Here is a 20983-nt window from a genome sequence, read left to right on the forward strand (position 1 = left end):
GGGCCGACGGAGGCGTCGGTCGATGTCACGGCGTGGCAGTGCGTGCCGGGGCAGGCGGCTGGTGTGGTGCCGATCGGCGCGCCGATCGCCAACACGCGCCTGTACGTCCTGGACGCTCGGCTCCAGCCGGTGCCGGTGGGTGTGGCGGGTGAGCTGTATCTGTCCGGTGTGCAGTTGGCGCGTGGTTACGCGGGTCGTCCCGGGCTGACGGCGGAGCGGTTCACCGCGAACCCGTTCGAGCCTGGTGCTCGCATGTACCGCACCGGTGACGTCGCCCGTTGGAACGCGGACGGCCAGGTGGAGTACCTGGGCCGGGCGGACGAGCAGGTGAAGATCCGTGGTTTCCGGATCGAGCCGGGTGAGGTGCAGGCCGTCGTCGCCGCGCACCCGCAGGTCACGCAGGCGGCCGTGGTGGCACGCGAGGACACGCCCGGCGATGTCCGCCTGGTCGCCTACGTCGTCCCCGTCGACGGTGCTGGCTCCGAACTTCCCGCAGCAGTGCGGGAGTTCGCCGCGCGCGGTCTGCCGGAGTACATGGTCCCGTCGGCGGTCGTCGTGCTGGACGCGCTGCCGCTGAGTGTGAACGGCAAGCTGGACCGCAAGGCCCTGCCCGCCCCCGCGTTCACCGCGGGCTCCGGTCGAGGCCCGGCCAACGCCCGCGAGGAACTCGTCTGCGCCGCCTTCGCCGAGGTCCTCGGCCTCGAAGGCGTGGGTGTCGACGACAACTTCTTCGCCCTCGGCGGCCACTCCCTGCTGGGCATCCGCCTCGTCGAGCAGCTGCGCCTGCGGGGCGTCGCGGTATCGGTGCGGACGCTGTTCCAGTCCCCGACCCCGGCCGGGCTGGCGGCGTCGACCGGCGCCGTCCAGGTGGACGTGCCGGCCAATCTGATCCCCGCCGACGCGACCGCGATCACCCCGGAGATGCTGCCGCTGGTCGAGCTGACCGCCGAGGAGATCGCCAGGATCGTCGCCACCGTCGAGGGCGGCGCGGCGAACATCGCGGACGTCTACCCGCTGGCCCCGCTCCAGGAGGGCCTGCTCTTCCACCACCTCCTCGCAGACGGCGGCGAGGACGCCTACGTGCTGCGGGCGGCCCTGGAGTTCGACACCAGGGCCCGGCTGGACGCGTTCGTCCAGGCTCTCCAACTGGTCGTGGACCGGCACGACATCTTCCGTACGTCCTTCGTCTGGGAGGGCCTGCGCGAGCCGGTGCAGGTGGTGTGGCGCAAGGCCGAGCTGCCCGTCAGCGAGGTGTCCCTCGCCTCGGACACCACCGATCCGGCGGCCGAGCTGCAGGCCATCGTCGGCTCCACGATGGACCTGGGCCGCGCCCCGCTGCTGCGGGTGGACTACGCGGCGCTGCCGGGCGGGGGCTGGATGGCGCTGGCCAGGATGCACCACACGGTGCGCGACCACACCGCGCTGGAGGTCGTGCTCAGCGAGGTCCGGACGATCGTGGCCGGCCGCGAGGCCGAGCTGCCCACGCCGCTGCCGTTCCGCAACTTCGTCGCGCAGGCCCGCGGCGGTGTCCCGCGGGTGGAGCACGAGCGGTACTTCGCCGGCCTGCTCGCGGACGTGGACGAGCCGACCGCGGCGTACGGGCTGCTGAACGTGCGCGGCGACGGCGCGGACTCGGTGCACGGGGTGACGACGCTCGGGGACGGGCTCGCCGCCCGCCTGCGGGAGACCGCGCGCCGGCTGGGCACCAGCCCGGCGACGCTGATGCACGTGGCCTGGGCCCGGGTGCTGGCCGCGGTCAGTGGTCGCGCCGACGTGGTGTTCGGCACGGTGCTGTACGGCCGGATGAACTCCGGGGCCGGGGCCGACCGGGTGCCCGGACCGTTCATGAACACCCTGCCCGTGCGCGCCCTGACCGACCGCCACGGCGTGCTCGCCGCCGTCACCGCGATGCGCGACCAGCTCGCCGAGCTGCTGGAGCACGAGCACGCGCCGCTGGTCGCGGCGCAGCGCGCCAGTGGCATCGTCGGCGACTCCCCGCTGTTCACCTCCTTCATCAACTACCGCCGCAACGAGGGGCAGAGCGCCGAGGAACGCACGGGCGCGGTGATGGAGGGGACCCGTCTGCTGCTGTCGCGGGAGCGCACCAACTACCCGCTGGTCATCCTGGTCGACGACAACGACGACGGGATCGAGGTCGCGGTCGACGCGGTGGCGCCGATCGACTCGGCCGAGGTGGGCGCGCTGGTGCGCACCGCCACCGAGAACCTGGTCGGCGCGTTGGAGGCGGCGCTCGACGGCGGCCCGGAGCTGCCGCTGAGCGAGGTCCGGGTGCTGACGGAGGCCGAGCACTCGCGGCTGCTCACCGAGTGGAACGACACGGCGACCGAGGCGCCGGCCGACACGGTGGTCGGCATGTTCGCGGCCCAGGCGGCGCGGACCCCCGACGCGGTCGCGATCGTCGCCGACGGCGAGCGGGTGTCGTACGCCGAGCTGGACGTCCGGTCGAACCGGCTCGCGCAGTACCTGCTCGGCCAGGGCATCGGGGCCGAGTCCGCGGTGGGCCTGGCGCTGCCCCGCGGCGTCGAGATGATCACCGCGATGCTCGCGGTCTGGAAGGCCGGCGCGGGCTACCTGCCGATCGACCCCGAGCAGCCGGCCGACCGGGTGGCGTTCATGCTCACCGACAGTCGGGTGGCCCTGGTGCTCACCACCGAGGAGGTGCTCGACGACCTGCCGGCCGGCCGGATCCGGTCGGTCGCGCTGGACGACACGCTGACCGGGATGCAGCTGGCCGCGGCGCCCGGGACCGCGCCGGCGACGGTGGCGGACCCGGCCGGCCTGGCCTACGTGATCTACACGTCCGGCTCGACCGGCCGCCCGAAGGGCGTGGCGGTCACCCACGGGGCGCTGGCCAACTACGTGGCCACGGTGCCGCCGAGGATCGGTCTCACCGGGCCGGGCGCCCGGTACGCCCTGCTGCAGGCCCAGGTCACCGACCTCGGCAACACGGTCCTGTTCGCCAGCCTGGTGACCGGCGGTGAGCTGCACATCCTGGAGGAGGGGGCGGTCACCGACCCCGCCGCGGTCTCCGGCTACCTGGCCGAGCACGGCATCGACCACCTGAAGGTCGTTCCCTCGCACCTCGCGGCGCTGAGCGCGGTGGCCGGCCCGGAGCAGATGCTCCCGGCGCGGTCGCTGGTGCTCGGTGGCGAGGCGGCCGCCCCGGACTGGGTGCGGGAGCTGGTGGCGGCGGCCGACGGTTGCGAGGTGTTCAACCACTACGGTCCGACCGAGACCACCATCGGGGTCGCCACCACCCGGCTGACCGCCGAATCGGTCGCCGACGGAGTGGTCCCGGTCGGCCGGCCGGTCGGCAACACCCGGTTCTACCTGGTGGACGCCCGCCTCCAGCCGGTGCCGGTTGGCGTCGCGGGCGAGCTGTACGTGGCCGGCGCCCAGCTGGCCCGCGGCTACGTCCGGCGCCCCGGTCTGACCGCGGAGCGGTTCGTCGCCAACCCCTTCGAGCCGGGCGGCGCGCGCATGTACCGCACCGGCGACCTCGCGAAGTGGACCGCGGACGGCCAGGTGGTCTTCCTCGGCCGGGCCGACGAGCAGGTGAAGATCCGCGGCTACCGGATCGAGCCGGGTGAGGTGCAGGCGGCGCTGGCCGCGCACCGGCAGGTCGCCCAGGCGGCCGTGGTGGCCCGCCGGGACGCCCCTGGTGAGACGCGCCTGGTCGCGTACGTGGTGCCCGGTGCCGGCGCGGACGCCCAGGACCTGGCCGCGCAACTGCGGCAGTTCGCGGCCGAGAAGCTGCCCGAGCACCTGGTGCCGTCCGCCGTGGTGGTGCTGGACGCGCTGCCGCTGGCCGCCAACGGCAAGCTGGACCGCAAGGCCCTCCCGGCCCCGGACTTCGCGAGCCGGGCCGGCTCCGGCCGGGGCCCCGCGGACGCCCGCGAGGAGATCGTCTGCGCGGCCTTCGCCGAGGTGCTGGACCTGGAGAAGGTCGGCGTCGACGACGACTTCTTCGAGCTGGGCGGGCACTCCCTGGTGGCCGTCCGGCTGGTGGAGATCCTCCGCGCGCAGGGCGTCTCGGTGTCCGTCCGCACCCTGTTCGACAACCCCTCGCCGGCCGGCGTGGCGGCCTCGGTCGGCGCCGAGCGGATCACCGCACCGGCCAACCGGATCCCGGCGGACGCGCGGGAGATCACCCCGGAGATGCTCTCCATGGTGGAGCTGACGGCGGCGGAGGTCGCCGCAGTGGTCGCGGCCGTCCCCGGCGGGGCGGCCAACATCGCGGACGTCTACCCGCTCGCCCCGCTCCAGGAGGGCCTGCTCTTCCACCACGTGCTCGCGGACGGCGGCGACGACGCCTACGTCATGCCGGCGGTGCTGGAGTTCGACTCCCGGGCACGCCTGGACGCCTTCGCCCGAGCCATGGACCAGGTGGTGGAGCGGCACGACATCTACCGCACCGCCTACGTCTGGGAGGGCCTGCGCGAGCCGGTGCAGGTGGTGCTGCGGCACGCGCCGATCTCCGTCACCGAGGTCGCGCTGGACCCCCGGGGCACCGACGCGATCGCCGAACTGGTCGCCCTCGGCGGCCACTCGATGGACCTGGTCGACCCGCCGCTGATCACCCTGCACGTCGCGGCCGCCCCCGGCGGCCGGTGGCTGGCCCTGATCCGGGTGCACCACCTGGTGCGCGACCACACCGCGCTGGTCGTCCTGCTGACCGAGGTCCGGGCCTTCCTGACCGGCCGCAGTGCCGAACTGCCCCGGCCGCTTCCGTTCCGCGACTTCGTCGCCCAGGCGCGCGGCGGCGTCCCGCGCGAGGAGCACGAGAAGTACTTCACGGCCCTGCTGGGCGACGTGACCGAGCCGACCGCCCCGTTGGGCCTGGTCGACGTGCGCGGCGACGGCGCGGGCCTGGAGCGCGAAGCGGTCGCGCCCTCCCCCGAGGTGGACGCGCGGCTGCGCGAGGTGGCCCGCCGCCTCGGCACCAGCCCGGCGACGTTGCTGCACGTGGTCTGGGGCCGGGTGCTCGCGGCGGTCTCGAACCAGCCGACCGTGGTCTTCGGCACCGTCCTGTCCGGTCGGATGAACGCCGCCGCCGGTGCCGACCGGATCCCCGGCCCGTTCATCAACACGCTGCCGGTGCGGGTGCGCGAGCCGCGCCTCGGCGTGGTGGCGGCCGTCGCCGCCATGCGCAGCCAGCTCGCCGAGCTGCTGGAGCACGAGCACGCCCCGCTGGTGGTCGCTCAGCACGCCAGCGGCGTGGCCGCGGGCAGCCCGCTGTTCACCTCGTTCATCAACTACCGCCGCAACGCCGGCCAGAACCTCGACGAGCGCTGGAACGAAGAACTCGACGGCATCCAGCTGGTGTTCGCGAACGAGCGGACCAACTTCCCGCTGGCGCTGATGGTCGACGACAACGGCGTGGACCTCACGCTGGCCGTGGACGCGGTGGCCCCGGCCGACGGCGCCGCGGTGGGCGGGATGGTCCGCACCGCGATGGCCAACCTCGTGTCGGCGCTGGAGACCGCGCTGGACGGCGGCCCCGAGCTGCCGCTGGACGCGGTGGCCGTGCTGGACGAGGGTGAGCTTCACCGGATGCTCGACGAGTGGAACGACACCGGCCGCGGTCTGGCGGCGGCGACCCTGCCCGAGCTGTTCGCGGCGCAGGCCGCGGCGCACCCCGACGCGCCGGCGCTGGTTGCGGACGGTGTGAGCCTGACGTACGCCGAACTGGACGCGCGGGCCAACCGGCTGGCGCGGCTGCTGATCGGCCGCGGCGTGGCCCCGGAGTCGGTGGTCGCGGTGGCCCTGGAGCGCGGGGTCGACCTGGTGGTCGCCCTGCTGGCCGTGGTCAAGGCCGGTGGCGCCTACCTGCCGCTCGACCTCTCGTACCCGGCGGAGCGCATCGCCCACATGCTGGCGGACTCCGCGCCCACCGTGGTGCTCACCGACGGCCGGGGGGCCCTGGTGGCCCCGGGCCTGGACCGGGTGGAGCTGGACGACGCCGCGACGGTCCGCGAGCTGGCGGCCCTGGCCGACGGCCCGCTGGGGGCGGCCGAGCTGCACGCGGCGCTGGGCGCGGACAACGCGGCCTACGTCATCTACACCTCCGGCTCCACCGGGCGGCCCAAGGGCACGGTCGTTCCGCACCGGGCCGTCGACCGGCTGGTGCGCGGCTCCGGCTTCCTGCCGCTCGGCCCCGGCGACGTCGTCGGCCAGCTCTCCTCGGCCTCCTTCGACGCCGCGACCCTGGAGATCTGGGGACCGCTACTCAACGGCGCGACCCTCGCGGTCGCGGCCCCGGGCGCGCTGTCGATGGCCGAGCTCAAGGCCTTCCTGACCGCCCACGCCGTCGACACGGCCTGGCTGACGGCGGGCTTGTTCCACGAGGTGGTCGACCAGGACCCGTCGGCCCTGGCCGGGCTCCGCCGCCTGCTGGCCGGCGGTGACGTCCTCTCGCCCGCGCACTGCCGCCGGCTGCTGGCCGTCCTGCCCGGGATCCGGCTGTTCAACGGCTACGGTCCGACCGAGAACACCACCTTCACCACCGTGCAGGAGATCCTCGCGGCCGACCTGGTCGAGGGCGCCGTCTCGGTGCCGATCGGCAGCCCGATCGCCGACACCCGGGTGTACGTGCTGGACGCCGCGCTGCGCCCGGTGCCGGTCGGGGTCGAGGGCGAGCTCTACACCACCGGTGCGGGCCTGGCCCGCGGCTACGACCGGCAGCCGGCCCTGACGGCGGAGCGCTTCGTGGCCTGTCCCGTCGAGCCGGGCACGCGGATGTACCGCACCGGCGACCGGGCGCGGTGGACGACGGACGGGCGGTTGGTGTTCGTCGGCCGGGCCGACGACCAGGTGAAGATCCGCGGCCTGCGGATCGAGCCCGGTGAGGTGGCCGAGGTGCTGGCCGGCCACCCGCGGGTGGCGCAGTCCGCGGTGATCGTCGGCGAGGACGCCTCCGGCGGTCGGCGGCTGATCGCCTACGTTGTCCCCGTCGACGGCTCCGCCGGCGAACTGCCTGCGGACGTCCGGGAGTTCCTGGCCGACCGGCTGCCCGAGTACCTGGTCCCGGCGGCCGTCGTGGTCCTCGACGCCCTGCCGCTGACCGCCAACGGGAAGCTCGACCGGGCCGCCCTGCCCGCCCCCGCGTACGCGGCCGGCGGCGGCCGGGGCCCGGCCGACAGCCGCGAGGAGGCCGTCGGCGCCCTGTTCCGCGAGGTGCTCGGCCTGGAGGCCGTGGGCATGGACGACGACTTCTTCGCCCTGGGCGGCCACTCCCTGCTGGCCACCCGCCTGGTGACCCGGGTGCGGGAAGTCCTGGGCACCGAACTGCCGCTGCGGGCGGTGTTCGAGGCCCGAACCGTGGCCGGGCTGGCCCGGCGCGTGGGAACCGAGAAGTCAACCAGGCCGGCTCTGCGGCCGATGCGCAACCACGAGGAGTCCTGATGGTTCCCCTGTCCTTCGCCCAGCGCCGGCTCTGGTTCATCGGCCAGCTGGACGGCCCGAGCGCCCGGTACAACCTGCCGGTCGTGCTCCGGCTCACGGGCCGGGTGGACGGCGTGGCGCTGAACGCGGCGCTGCGGGACGTCATCGGCCGCCACGAGGTGCTGCGCACCCTCTACGCGGTCGCCGACGGCGAGCCCCACCAGCACATCCTCGGGTCCGACGAACTCGACTGGGACCTCACCCTGGCCGAGGTCGCCCCGGAGGAACTGGACGAGGCCGTCGCGGCCGCCGCCCAGTACGCCTTCGACCTGTCGCGGGAGATCCCGGTCCGGGCCGCGCTGTACTCGACCGGCCCGGAGGAGCACACCCTCGTCCTGACCGTCCACCACATCGCCGGCGACGGCTGGTCGCTGCGGGTCCTCGCCCGGGACCTCTCGGCCGCGTACGGGGCGCGCCTGGCGGGCCGGGCGCCCGAGTGGGAGCCGCTGCCCGTCCAGTACGCCGACTACGCGCTCTGGCAGCGCGAGCTGCTCGGCGACGAGGACGACCCGGAGAGCCGGCTGGCACGGCAGGTCGCCTACTGGCGCGGCGCGCTGGCGGACGTCCCGGAGGAGCTGGCGCTGCCGACCGACCACCCGCGTCCCGCCGTCGGCTCCTACCGGGGCCACCGGGTGCCCCTGGAGGTGCCCGCCGACGTGCACGCCGGGCTCGCCGAGCTGGCGCTGGCCGAGGGGGTCACCCCCTTCACGGTGCTGCGCGCCGCCCTGGCCGTCCTGCTCTCCCGACTCGGCGCCGGCACCGACGTCCCGATCGGCTCGGCGGTCGCCGGGCGCGCCGACTCGGCCCTGGACGACCTGATCGGCTTCTTCGTCAACACCCTGGTCATCCGTACCGACCTGACGGGCGACCCCAGCTTCCGGGAGCTGCTGGCCCGGACGCAGGAGACCGCCCTGGCGGCCTTCGAACACCAGGACGTGCCCTTCGAGAAGCTCGTCGAGGAGCTGGCCCCGGCGCGTTCGATGGCGCGCCACCCGCTCTTCCAGGTCGTGCTGAACCTCCAGAACAACGCCGCGGCGGTGCTGGAACTGGCCGGCCTGCGGGTCGAGGTGGCCGGGGCCGGGATCCACGGCGCCAAGTTCGACCTCGAGGTCGACTGCTGGGAGACCTTCGACGCGGCGGGCCGCCCGGCCGGTCTGCGCGGCTCGCTGACCGTGGCCGCCGACCTGTTCGAGGAGGCGTCGGTCGGGCCGCTGGCCGGGCGCCTGGTGCGGGTGCTGTCCCAGCTGGTCGCCGACCCCTCGGCGCCGGTGAGCGGCGTCGAGGTGCTGGACGCCGCCGAGCGCGCACGGGTGCTCGGCGAGTGGGCCGGAGGCCGGCCGGCCGAGCCGGCCGCGTTCCTGCCCGAGCTGTTCGCGGCGCAGGTGGCGCGGACCCCGGAGGCCACCGCGGTCGTCTTCGGCGACGAGGCGCTCAGCTACGCCGAGCTGGACGCGCGGACGAACCGGGTGGCGCGCCGCCTGGTCGGCGCGGGCGCGGGTGCGGGTGCCGTGGTCGGGGTCTGCCTGGAGCGCGGTGCCGACCTGGTGGTGGCCCTGCTGGCCGTGCTGAAGGCCGGCGCGGCCTACCTGCCGCTCGACCCGGAGTACCCGGCGGAGCGGCTCACGTACGTGCTGGCGGACGCCGCGCCGGTGTGCGTGCTCACCTCGGAGGAGTGCGCCCCCGCACTGCCGGAGGGCGTGGCGCGGCTGCTGGTCGCGGACCCGTCCGCCGCCGACCCGTCCGGTGCCGACCCGTCCGCCGCCGACCCGTCCGGTGCGGAGCCGGACGGCGCGCCGCCGGTCGCGGCGGTGCGGGCACAGGACGCCGCGTACGTCATCCACACCTCCGGTTCGACCGGCCGGCCCAAGGGCGTCGTGGTCCCGCACGCCGCGCTGGCCGCGCACCTGCGGGGCGCGGCGGAGCGGGTGCCGCTGGAGGCCGGCGACCGGCTGGTGGCGGTGACCACGGTGTCCTTCGACATCGCGGCGCTGGAACTGTTCCTGCCCCTGCTGTCGGGCGGGACGGTGGTGGTGGCCCCGCGTGACGTGGTCCGCGACCCGGCCGCGCTGCTGGAACTGGTCGTCTCCTCGGGCGCGACGGTCGTGCAGGGCGTCCCCTCGCTCTGGCGGGGCGTGCTGGAGGCCGGCGCCTGGCCGGCCGACGTGCGGATGCTGGTCGGCGGCGAGGCGCTGCCGGGCGAGCTGGCGGCCCGGATGGCCGCCACCGGCGCGCCGGTCGTGAACGTGTACGGACCCACCGAGGTGACCGTCTGGGCCACCTCCGCCCCGGTCACGGGCGAGGGGCCCGTACTGGTCGGCCGGCCGTTCGCCGACGTGCGGGCGCACGTCCTGGACGAGCGGCTCCGGCCGGTCGCCCCCGGCGTGGCGGGTGAGCTGTACCTGTCCGGCGCCCAGGTGGCCCTCGGCTACCTGGGCCGTCCGGGGCTGACGGCGGAGCGCTTCGTCGCCTCGCCGTACGGGCCGGGGGAGCGGATGTACCGCACCGGCGACCTCGCGCGCTGGACCCGTGACGGGCAGCTGGAGTGCCTGGGCCGGGCCGACGACCAGGTGAAGGTCCGCGGCTTCCGGATCGAGCCGGGCGAGATCGAGGCGGTGCTCACCGCCCACGACACGGTGGCGCAGACCGCGGTGATCGCCCGTGAGGACGTACCGGGCGACGTGCGCCTGGTCGCGTACGTCGTCGCCCGGGCCGGCGCGACCGTGGACGGCGCGCGGCTGCGCGCCCACGCGGGGCAGAGCCTGCCGCCGTACATGGTGCCGTCGGCGGTCGTGGCGCTCGACGCCCTGCCGCTGACCGCCAACGGCAAGCTGGACCGCAAGGCCCTGCCCGCCCCCGGGCAGACCGCGGCCGCCGACGGCCGCGGCCCGGCGACCGTCCAGGAGGAACTGCTCCGCGGGGTCTTCGCCCAGGTCCTGGGACTGGCCGAGGCCGCGGTCGGAATCGACGAGGACTTCTTCGCCCTCGGCGGCCACTCCCTGCTCGCGACCCGGTTGATCAGCCGGATCCGCGCCGTCCTGGGCGTCGAGGTGCCGCTGCGGACGCTGTTCGAGACGCCCACCGTAGCGGGCCTCGCGGCCCGGCTGGTGGACGCGGACACGGCCCGGCTGGAGCTGACCGCGGGTGAGCGGCCGGAGCGCGTGCCGCTGTCCTTCGCCCAGCGCCGGATGTGGTTCATCGGCCAGCTGGAAGGCCCCAGCGCCACCTACAACATCCCCGTCGCCCTTCGGCTGACCGGTGACCTCGACCGTCAGGCCCTCCACGCCGCGCTGCGCGACACCCTGGCGCGCCACGAACTGCTGCGCACCGTGTTCGCGGTGGGCGAGGACGGCGAGCCCTGGCAGCGGATCGTCCCGGTCGAGGAGCTGGACTGGGAGCTGTCGGTGGTCGAGGTGGCGCCGGAGGGGTTGGAAGCCGCCGTGGCGGGGGCCGCCGGGCACCTGTTCGACCTGTCGGCGGAGGTGCCGATCCGGGCCTGGCTCTTCTCCACCGCGCCGGACGAGCACGCCCTGGTGGTCGTGGTGCACCACATCGCGGCCGACGGCTGGTCCTGGGCGCCGCTGGCAGCGGACGTCTCGCGCGCTTATGCGGCGCGCAGCGCGGGCCGGGCGCCGCAGTGGGCGCCGTTGCCGGTGCAGTACGCGGACTACGCGCTGTGGCAGCGTGAGCTGCTGGGCGAGACCGGTGACCCGGAGAGCCTGGCCGAGCGCCAGATGGACTACTGGCATGGTGCGTTGGCGGGTGTTCCGGAGGAGTTGGCGCTGCCGGTGGACCATGTCCGTCCGGCGGTGGCGTCGAACCGGGGTCATGAGGTGCCGGTGGCGGTTCCGGCGGTGCTGCACGCGGAGTTGGCGCGGGTGGCGCGGGCCGAGGGCGTGACGATGTTCATGGTGCTGCAGTCGGCGTTGGCGGTGCTGTTGTCGCGGCTGGGTGCGGGTACGGATGTGCCGATCGGTGCGGCGAACGCGGGCCGTACGGATGCGGCGTTGGACGATCTGGTCGGGTTCTTCGTGAACACGCTGGTGGTGCGGGCGGACCTGTCGGGTGATCCGACGTTCCGTGAGGTGCTCGGCCGGGTGCGGGAGCGCAGCCTGGAGGCGTTCGCGCACCAGGACGTGCCGTTCGAGCGGCTGGTGGAGGAGTTGGCGCCGGCCCGGTCGATGGGGCGGCACCCGCTGTTCCAGACCGTGTTCACCATGCAGAACAACGAGCACGCCGTGGTCGAGTTCCCCGGGGTGCAGGCGTGCCCCCTCTCGACGGCCGCCGAGGTGGCCGCGCGTTTCGACCTGGACGTGCTGCTGGGCGAGGCCTTCGACGCGCAGGGCGCACCCGGCGGGCTGCGCGGCGCGGTGATCGGTGCGGCGGACCTGTTCGAGGCGGAGTCCGTCGGGCGGATCGCGGAGCGCCTGGTGCGGGTGCTGGAGCTGGTGGCCGCCGACCCGGGCGTTCGGCTGAGTGCGGTGGACGTGCTGTCAGCGCGGGAGCGTTCGCAGGTGCTGACCGAGTGGAACTCCTCGGCGGTGGACTTCGGTTCGGTGCTGGTGCCGGGGCTGTTCGCGGAGCGGGTGGCGCGGACGCCGGAAGCGGTGGCGGTGGTCGCGGATGGCGTTGAGGTGTCGTTCGCGGAGCTTGACGCGCGGGCGAACCGGCTGGCGCACTACCTGCTCGGCCAGGGTGTGGGCGCGGAGTCGTTGGTGGGTGTCTGCCTGCCGCGCGGTGTGGACGCGGTGGTGGCGGTCCTCGCCGCGTGGAAGGCGGGTGCCGGTTATCTGCCGATCGATCCGTCGTACCCGGCGGAGCGGATCTCGTTCATGCTGGCGGACAGTGGCGCGGTGCTGACGCTCACCGATGAGGAGGTGCTGGACGAGCTGCCGGCGGGGCGCAACCGGTTGGTGGCGGTGGACAGCGCGCTGATGGCGATGCAGCTGGCCGCTCAGCCCACGACCGCGCCCGGGGTGGCGGTTCGGGCCGATGGTCTGGCGTATGTGATCTACACGTCGGGGTCGACGGGTCGGCCGAAGGGAGTGGCGGTCACGCACGGCGGTCTCGCCAACTACGCGCGTTTCGCGGCGGGTTCGTACGGGACGGAGGGTGGTGCGCCGCTGCACTCGTCGCTGGCGTTCGACCTGACGGTGACGAGTGTGGTGGTGCCGCTCATCTCGGGCGCGCCGGTGGTGGTCAGCCGTGAGGGCGGGGCCGAGGGCCTGGCGCAGCTGCTGCGCGATGGCGGCGGTTTCGGTCTGGTGAAGGCCGTCCCCGCTCATCTCCCGCTGTTGTCCGGCATGTTGTCGGAGGGGCAGTTGGCGAAGGCGGCGGGCCGGTGGGTGGTCGGTGGTGAGGCGCTGCCGGCCGGTGTGGTGCGGGACCTGCTGGCCAAGGCCCCGGGCTCGGTGGTGGTGAACGAGTACGGTCCGACGGAGGCGACGGTCGGCTGCGCGGTGTTCGAGGTCCGCGCGGGTGACGAGGTCGGTTCGGTGGTGCCGGTCGGTCGTCCGGTGGCGAACACGCGGCTGTACGTGCTGGACGACGCGCTGCGTCCGGTGGCGCCGGGTGTGGCGGGTGAGTTGTACATCGCGGGTGCTCAGTTGGCGCGCGGGTACGTCAGGCGGCCCGGTCTGACGGCGGAGCGTTTCGTCGCCAACCCCTTCGAGCCGGGCGGCGCCCGCATGTACCGCTCGGGCGACATCGCCCGCTGGCGTGCGGATGGGCAGTTGGAGTTCCTGGGGCGTGCGGACGAGCAGGTGAAGGTCCGTGGTTTCCGGATCGAGCCGGGTGAGGTCGAGAGCGTCGTCGCCGCGCATCCGCAGGTCGCGCGGGCGGCGGTGGTGGCCCGGGAGGACGTGCCGGGTGACGTGCGTCTGGTGGCGTACGTCGTCGCCGACGACGAGGCGTCCGCCGAACTCGCCGACACCGTGGTGGCGTTCGCGGCCAGGCGGCTGCCGGAGTACATGGTGCCGTCGGCGGTGGTGGTGTTGGAGGCGCTGCCGCTGACGGGCAACGGGAAGCTGGACCGCAAGGCCCTGCCCGCCCCGGACTACGCGGCCGGCGCGGGCACCGGCCGGGCCCCGGCGAACGCTCGGGAGGAGGCGCTGTGCGCGGCCTTCGCCGAGGTGCTGGGCCTGGAGAACGTCACCGTCGACGACGACTTCTTCCAGCTCGGCGGCCACTCCCTGCTGGCGGTGCAACTGGTCGAGGTGCTGCGCCGGCACGGTGTGTCGGTGTCGGTGCGGGCGCTGTTCGACACGCCGACCCCGGCTGGCCTGGCGGCCTCGACGGGTGCGGAGGAGGTCGCCGTTCCGGCGAACCTGATCCCCGCCGACGCGGTCGAGATCACGCCGGAGATGCTGCCGCTGGTCGACCTGTCGGCCGAGGAACTGGCGCGTGTGGTGGCCTCGGTGGAGGGTGGCGCGGCGAACGTCGCGGACGTCTATCCGCTGGCGCCGCTGCAGGAGGGACTGCTGTTCCACCACCTGATGGCGGAGGGCGGCGAGGACGCCTACCTGATGCCGGTGGTCATCGAGGTGGACGCGCGGGAGCGAGTGGACGCCTTCGTGGCCGCCCTCCAGCAGGTCGTCGACCGGCATGACATCCTGCGGACGTCCTTCGTGTGGGAGGGGCTGCGCGAGCCGGTCCAGGTGGTCCGGCGCAAGGCCGAACTGCCGGTGACCGAGGTGGCCCTGGACCCGGTGGCCGCCGATGCGGCGGCCGAACTCCAGTCCGTCGTGGGCCTGTCCATGGACCTGGGCCGGGCACCGCTGATCAGCGTGCACGCGGCGGCGCTGCCCGAGGGCGGGCGCTGGCTGGTGCTACTGCGGCTGCACCACCTGGTGCAGGACCACACGGCGCTGGAGCTGCTGCTGCACGAGGTGGCGGCATTCCTGGCCGGTCGCGGCGGTGAACTGCCGAAGCCGCTGCCCTTCCGCGACTTCGTCGCGCAGGTGCGCGGTGGTGTCGGGCGGGCGGAGCACGAGCGGTACTTCGCCGGTCTGCTGGGTGATGTGACCGAGCCGACCGCCCCCTACGAGCTGGTGGACGTCCAGGGTGACGGTACGGCGGTCGAGCGCGCCGTGGTGCCGCTGGCGGCGGAGACGGTGGAGCGGCTGCGCTCCGTGGCGCGCCGGGTGGGTACGAGCCCCGCGACGCTGATGCACGTCGCCTGGGCCCGGGTGCTCAGCGCGGTCAGCGGCCACGCGGACGTGGTGTTCGGCACGGTGCTGTTCGGCCGGATGAACGCCGGCGCGGGCGCCGACCGCGTCGCCGGCCTCTACCTCAACACCCTCCCGGTGCGCGTGCGGTCGGGTGAGCTGGGTGCGCTGGAGGCGGTGCTGGCCATGCGCGGCCAGCTGGCCGAGCTGCTGGAGCACGAGCACGCCTCGCTCGCCCTCGCCCAGCAGGCCAGCGGCCTTCCGGGGAGCACCCCCGTGTTCACCTCGCTGATCAACTACCGTCACAACACCGGTGCGGAAAGCGAGAAGCAGGGCTATGCCCGGCCCGAGGGCATGCGGGTGCTCTCCTCCCGGGAGCGCACCAACTACCCGCTCGGCGTCTCCGTCGACGACCACGGCGACGCGATGTCGCTGGCGGTCGACGCGGTCGCGCCCATCGCGCCGGAGGCGGTCGGCCTGCTGCTGCGCACCGCCGTCGAGAACCTCGTCCCCCTGGTCGAGGACGCCCTGGACGGCGCGCCGGACACGCCGCTGCACGCCGTCCGGGTGCTGGCCGCTGAGGAGCGGCGTCGGTTGCTGGTGGAGTGGAACGACACGGCGGTGGAGGTCAGGTCGGGGACGGTGCCGGAGTTGTTCGCGGTGCAGGTGGCGCGGGATCCGGGTGCGGTGGCGGTGGTCGATGGCGGTGTCGGGCTGTCGTACGGCGAGTTGGACGCGCGGTCGAATCGGTTGGCGCGGTTCCTGGTCGGTCGTGGTGTCGGTGCGGAGTCGGTGGTCGGGGTCTGTCTGGAGCGTGGTGCCGAGCTGCTGGTGGCGGTGCTGGGTGTGCTGAAGGCCGGTGGTGCCTATATGACCATCGATCCGGAGTATCCGGCGCAGCGGGTGGCGTACATGTTGGAGGACGCCGAGCCGTCGGTGGTACTGGCGTCGGACGGCACGCTGGCTCTGGTGCCGGGGGCGCTTCCGGTCGAGGGACTGGACCTCTCGGGGCTGGACGACGGTCCGCTGGACGTGGTGGTCCGGGCCCAGGACTCGGCGTACGTGATCTACACCTCGGGGTCGACGGGTCGGCCCAAGGGTGTGTTGGTGTCGCACGCGGGTGTGGCGAGTCTGGTGGCGGGTCAGGTCCGTGATCTGGGTGTGGGTGCCGGTTCGCGGGTGGGTCAGTACGGGTCGGTGGGCTTCGACGCGTTCGCGTGGGAGTGGTTCATGTCCCTGTTGACCGGCGCGGCGCTGGTGGTGATTCCGTCGGAGCGGCGGGTTGGTGAGGCGCTGCCCGGGTTCCTGGCGGAGTCGGGAGTGACGCATGTGGCGTTGCCGCAGGCGGTGCTGGCGACGCTGGACGAGGGTTCGATCGCGTCCGATGTGGTGCTGGTGACGGGTGGTGAGGCGTTGCCGGTGGAGGTGATGGCGCGCTGGTCGCGTGGTCACCGTCTGTTCAACTCCTTCGGTCCGGCCGAGACGACGGTGGACGCCGCCTGCTGGCTCTGCGATCCGCTGGCCGACGAGGTGGCGATCGGGGCGCCGGTGGTGAACACCCGGGTGTTCGTGCTGGACGAGTTCCTGGCGCCGGTGCCGGTGGGTGTGGCCGGTGAGCTGTACGTGGCCGGTGCCGGTCTGGCGCGCGGCTACCTGGGCCGTCCTGGTCTGACGGCGGAGCGGTTCGTGGCGAACCCCTTCGGCGGGTCGGGCGAGCGGCTCTACCGCACCGGTGACCGGGCCCGCTGGACGGCCGACGGGCGTCTCGTCTTCGCCGGCCGCACCGACGACCAGGTGAAGATCCGCGGCTTCCGGATCGAACCCGGCGAGATCGAGAGCGTCCTCGCCGCTGATCCGCGGGTCGTCCAGGTGGCGGTCATCGCGCGGGAGGACGAGCCGGGTGACAAGCGTCTGGTGGCGTATGTGGTCGCGGACGGTGCGCCGGGCGACCTGCCGGGGCTGCTCACCGGACTGGCCGCGGAGCGGCTGCCCGCGTACATGGTCCCCTCGGCGGTGGTGGTGCTGGAGGCGCTGCCGCTGACCGTGAACGGGAAGCTGGACCGGGCGGCGCTGCCCGCCCCGGCGTACGCGGCCGGTGCCGGCCGTGCTCCGGCCAACGCGCGTGAGGAGGTCGTCTGTGCGGCCTTCGCCGAGGTGCTCGGCGTGGAGGGCGTCGGCGTGGACGACGACTTCTTCCGGCTCGGCGGGCATTCGCTGCTCGCGGTCCGCCTGGTCGAGGTGCTGCGCGGCCACGGCGTGTCGGTGTCGGTACGGGCCCTGTTCCAGACACCGACCCCGGCCGGGCTGGCGGCATCCACCAGCGCCGTTCAGGTGGCGGCTCCGGCGAGCCTGATCCCCGCCGACGCGCGGGAGATCACCCCCGAGATGCTCCCGCTCGTCGATCTGACCGCCGACGAGGTCGCCCGCATCGTCGCCGCCGTTCCCGGTGGCGCGGCGAACATCGCGGACGTCTACCCGCTCGCCCCGCTGCAGGAGGGCCTGGTCTTCCACCACCTGCTGGCCGACGGCGGCGACGACGCCTACGTGACCCCGGTGGTGTTCGAGCTGGAGTCCCGCGAGCTGCTGGACGCCTTCACCGGCGCCCTGCAGCAGGTCGTCGACCGCCATGACATCTTCCGCACCTCGCTGGTCTGGGAGGGCCTGCGTGAGCCGGTCCAGGTGGTCTGGCGCCGAGCGCCGCTCTCCGTCGAGGAAGTGGCCCTGGCCGCCGACGACTCCGACCCGGTCGAGCGACTCGTGGCCGTCGGCGGTTCGTCGATGGACCTGGGCCGGGCGCCGCTGCTGACGCTGCACGTCGCGGCGCTGCCGGACGGCGGCCGGTGGCTGATGCTGCTCAAGGTCCACCACGCCGTCCAGGACCACGCCGCGATGGAGGTGGTGCTGGCCGAGGTGCAGGCCTTCCTGACCGGCCGGGGCGACTCGCTGCCCGCGCCGGTGCCGTTCCGCGAGTTCGTCGCGCAGGCCAGGGGCGGCGTGGCGCAGGTGGAGCACGAGCGGTACTTCACGGAGCTGCTCGCCGACGTGGACGAGCCGACCGCGCCGTTCGGCCTGGTCGACGTGCGCGGCGACGGGGCGGACACCGTCCGGCTGCGGGTGCCGTTCGGGGCGGAGCTGCACGACCGGCTGCGCGCGGTCGCCCGCAGACTGAGCACGAGCGCGGCGACCGTCCTGCACGTCGCCTGGGCGCGGACCCTCGCCGCCGTGTCGGGCCGCTCCGACGTCGTCTTCGGCACCGTCCTCTTCGGCCGGATGAACGCCGGCGCGGGCTCGGCGAACACTCCCGGACCGTTCATCAACACCCTGCCCGTTCGGGTGCGCACCGGTGAACTCGGCGCGCTGGAGGCCGTGTCGGCGATGCGCGGCCAGCTGGCCGAGCTGCTGGAGCACGAGCACGCCTCGCTCGCCCTGGCCCAGCGCGCCAGCGGACTGGCCGGCGACACCCCGCTGTTCACCGCGCTGCTCAACTACCGCCACAACCCCAGCAGTTCCGAGCGCGAGAGCGGCGACCGCAACCGCGGGTTCGAGGGCTTCGAAGCGAAGTTCTCGCGCGAGCGGACCAACTACCCCCTCGCGGTGTCCGTGGACGACGACGGCGAGTCGATCGCGCTGGCCGTGGACGCGGTGGCCGCCGTCGACGGCGAGGCCGTCGCCCGGCTCATGTGCACCGCCGCCGAGAACCTGGTCGCCGCCCTGGAGACCGCCCTGGACGGCGGCCCCGAGCAGCCGCTCGCCGCGGTGCCCGTCCTCGACGGGGCCGAGGCGCGTCGGTTGCTGGTGGAGTGGAACGACACGGCGGTGGAGGTCGGGTCGGGGACGGTGCCGGAGTTGTTCGCGGTGCAGGTGGCGCGGGATCCGGGTGCGGTGGCGGTGGTCGATGGCGGTGTCGGGCTGTCGTACGGCGAGTTGGACGCGCGGTCGAATCGGTTGGCGCGGTTCCTGGTCGGTCGTGGTATCGGTCCGGAGTCGGTGGTCGGGGTCTGTCTGGAGCGTGGTGCCGAGCTGCTGGTGGCGGTGCTGGGTGTGCTGAAGGCCGGTGGCGCCTATATGACCATCGATCCGGAGTATCCGGCGCAGCGGGTGGCGTACATGTTGGAGGACGCCGAGCCGCGGGTGCTGCTGGCCGCGGCCGCCACCGAGGGCGTGCTGCCCGGTGCGGTGCTGCTGGACGACCGTGAGGTCGTGGCCGCCCTGGCGGAGCTGGACGCCGGCCCGCTCGCCGGGCCGGGGCCGGCCCCGGCCAACCCGGCGTACGTGATCTACACCTCGGGGTCGACGGGTCGGCCCAAGGGCGTGCTGGTGTCGCACGCGGGTGTGGCGAGCATGACGGCGGGCCACACCCGGATGCTGGGCGTCCGTGCCGGGCACCGGGTCGGCCAGTTCGCCTCGGTGGGCTTCGACGCGTTCGCGTGGGAGTGGTTCATGGCTCTGCTGACCGGCGCGACCCTGGTGGTCATCCCGCCGCAGGAGCGGACCGGCGATCCGCTGGTGCGGCTGCTGGCCGAGCAGGCCGTGACCCATGTGACGCTGCCGCCCGCGGTGCTGGCGACGCTCGACGAGGGCTCGGTCGCCGAGGACCTCGTGCTGGTGACGGCGGGCGAGGCGCTGCCGCCCGAGACGGCGGCCCGCTGGGCGCGCCGCCGGCGGATGTTCAACGCCTACGGCCCCGCCGAGACGACGGTGGACGCCACCTGCTGGCCCTGCGACCCGGACGCCGCCGACGAGGTGGCGATCGGCTCACCGGTGGTCAACACCCGGGTGTTCGTGCTGGACGAGTTCCTGGCGCCGGTGCCGGTCGGCGTGGCCGGTGAGCTGTACGTGGCCGGTGCCGGTCTGGCGCGCGGCTACCTGGGCCGTCCTGGTCTGACGGCGGAGCGGTTCGTGGCGAACCCCTTCGGCGACGCGGGGGAGCGGCTCTACCGCACCGGTGACCGGGCCCGCTGGACGGCGGACGGGCAGCTGGTGTTCGTGGGCCGCGCGGACGACCAGGTGAAGATCCGCGGCTTCCGGATCGAACCGGGCGAGGTCGAGACCGTGGTGGCCTCGCACCCGGGGGTCACCCAGGCCGCCGTGATCGTCCGCGAGGACGAGCCCGGCGAGCTGCGCCTGGTCGCCTACACGGTGCCGGCCGCCGCCGACGCTGCGGCCGCACTCCCCTCCCTGGTCCGCGAGTTCGCCGCGGAGCGGCTGCCCGCGTACATGGTCCCCTCGGCGGTCGTGGTGCTGGACGCCCTGCCGATGACCGTGAACGGCAAGCTGGACCGGGCGGCGCTGCCCGCCCCGGCGTACGCGGCCGGCGGCGGCCGGGGCCCGGCCACCCTCCAGGAGGAACTGCTCTGCGGGGTCTTCGCCCAGGTGCTGGGCCTGGAGAGCGTCGGCGTGGACGAGGACTTCTTCGCCCTCGGCGGCCACTCGCTGCTCGCCACCCGCCTGATCGGCCGGGTCCGGACGGTCCTGGGCGTGGAGGTGCCGCTGCGGACGCTCTTCGACGCTCCCACGGTGGCCGCGCTCGCCGCCCGCCTCGCCGGCGCCGGCACCGCGCGGACCGCACTGGCCGCCGGTGAGCGGCCGGAGCGGCTGCCGCTGTCCTACGCGCAGCGCCGCCTCTGGTTCATCGGACAGCTGGAGGGCCCGAGTGCCACCTACAACGTCCCGGTCGCGCTGCGCCTGACCGGCGCGGTGGACCGTGCGGCGCTGAACACGGCGCTGCGCGACGTCATCGGCCGGCACGAGGTGCTGCGCACGGTGTTCCCGACCAAGGACGGCGAGCCCTACCAGCGGATCCACGAGCTCGACGAGCTGGATTGGGAGCTGACGGTCACCGAGGTGGCCCCGGCCGAGCTGGACGCCGCCGTCGCCGAGGCGGCGGGGTACGCCTTCGACCTCGCCACCGAGGCGCCGATCCGGGCCTGGCTGTTCGAGGGCGGCCCGGAGCAGCACGTCCTGGTGGTGACCATGCACCACATCGCCGGAGACGGCTGGTCCACGACCCCGCTGGCGGCGGACCTCTCGCAGGCCTACGCGGCGCGCTGCGCGGGCCGGGCGCCGGAGTGGGAGCCGCTTCCCGTCCAGTACGCGGACTACGCGCTGTGGCAGCGGGAACTGCTCGGCGACGAGCAGGATCCGCGGAGCCTGTTCTCCCGGCAGACGGCCCACTGGCGCGAGGCGCTGGCCGGCGCCCCCGAGGAGCTGGACCTGCCGTTCGATCACCCGCGGCCGCCGATCGCCTCCCACCGCGGCCACCAGGTGCCGCTGACGGTGCCGGCCGAGGTCCACGCGAAGCTCGCCGAGCTGGCCCGGGCGGAGGGCGTCACCCCGTTCATGCTGCTGCAGTCCGC

At 74.3% G+C, this 20983-nt stretch carries 2 protein-coding genes (1 of these 2 cut by a window edge); both read left to right on the top strand.

What is annotated here, in order from left to right; all coding sequences use genetic code 11:
• Nucleotides 1–7425, top strand: a 7425-nt coding sequence (locus tag ACFY0X_RS36060; RefSeq protein ID WP_387760750.1) for an amino acid adenylation domain-containing protein, incomplete at its 5' end; no start/stop codon positions are given.
• Nucleotides 7425–20983: the 5' portion of a non-ribosomal peptide synthase/polyketide synthase gene (locus tag ACFY0X_RS36065; RefSeq protein ID WP_387760751.1), read on the top strand. The gene runs 5638 nt beyond the window's last position; 13559 of the gene's 19197 nt are visible here — the first part of the coding sequence; its start codon is at nt 7425–7427; its stop codon lies off the right edge, out of view. The genes ACFY0X_RS36060 and ACFY0X_RS36065, both read left to right, overlap by 1 nt.

Source organism: Kitasatospora sp. NPDC001547 (genome assembly GCF_042894165.1).
Taxonomy (GTDB): Bacteria; Actinomycetota; Actinomycetes; order Streptomycetales; family Streptomycetaceae; genus Kitasatospora.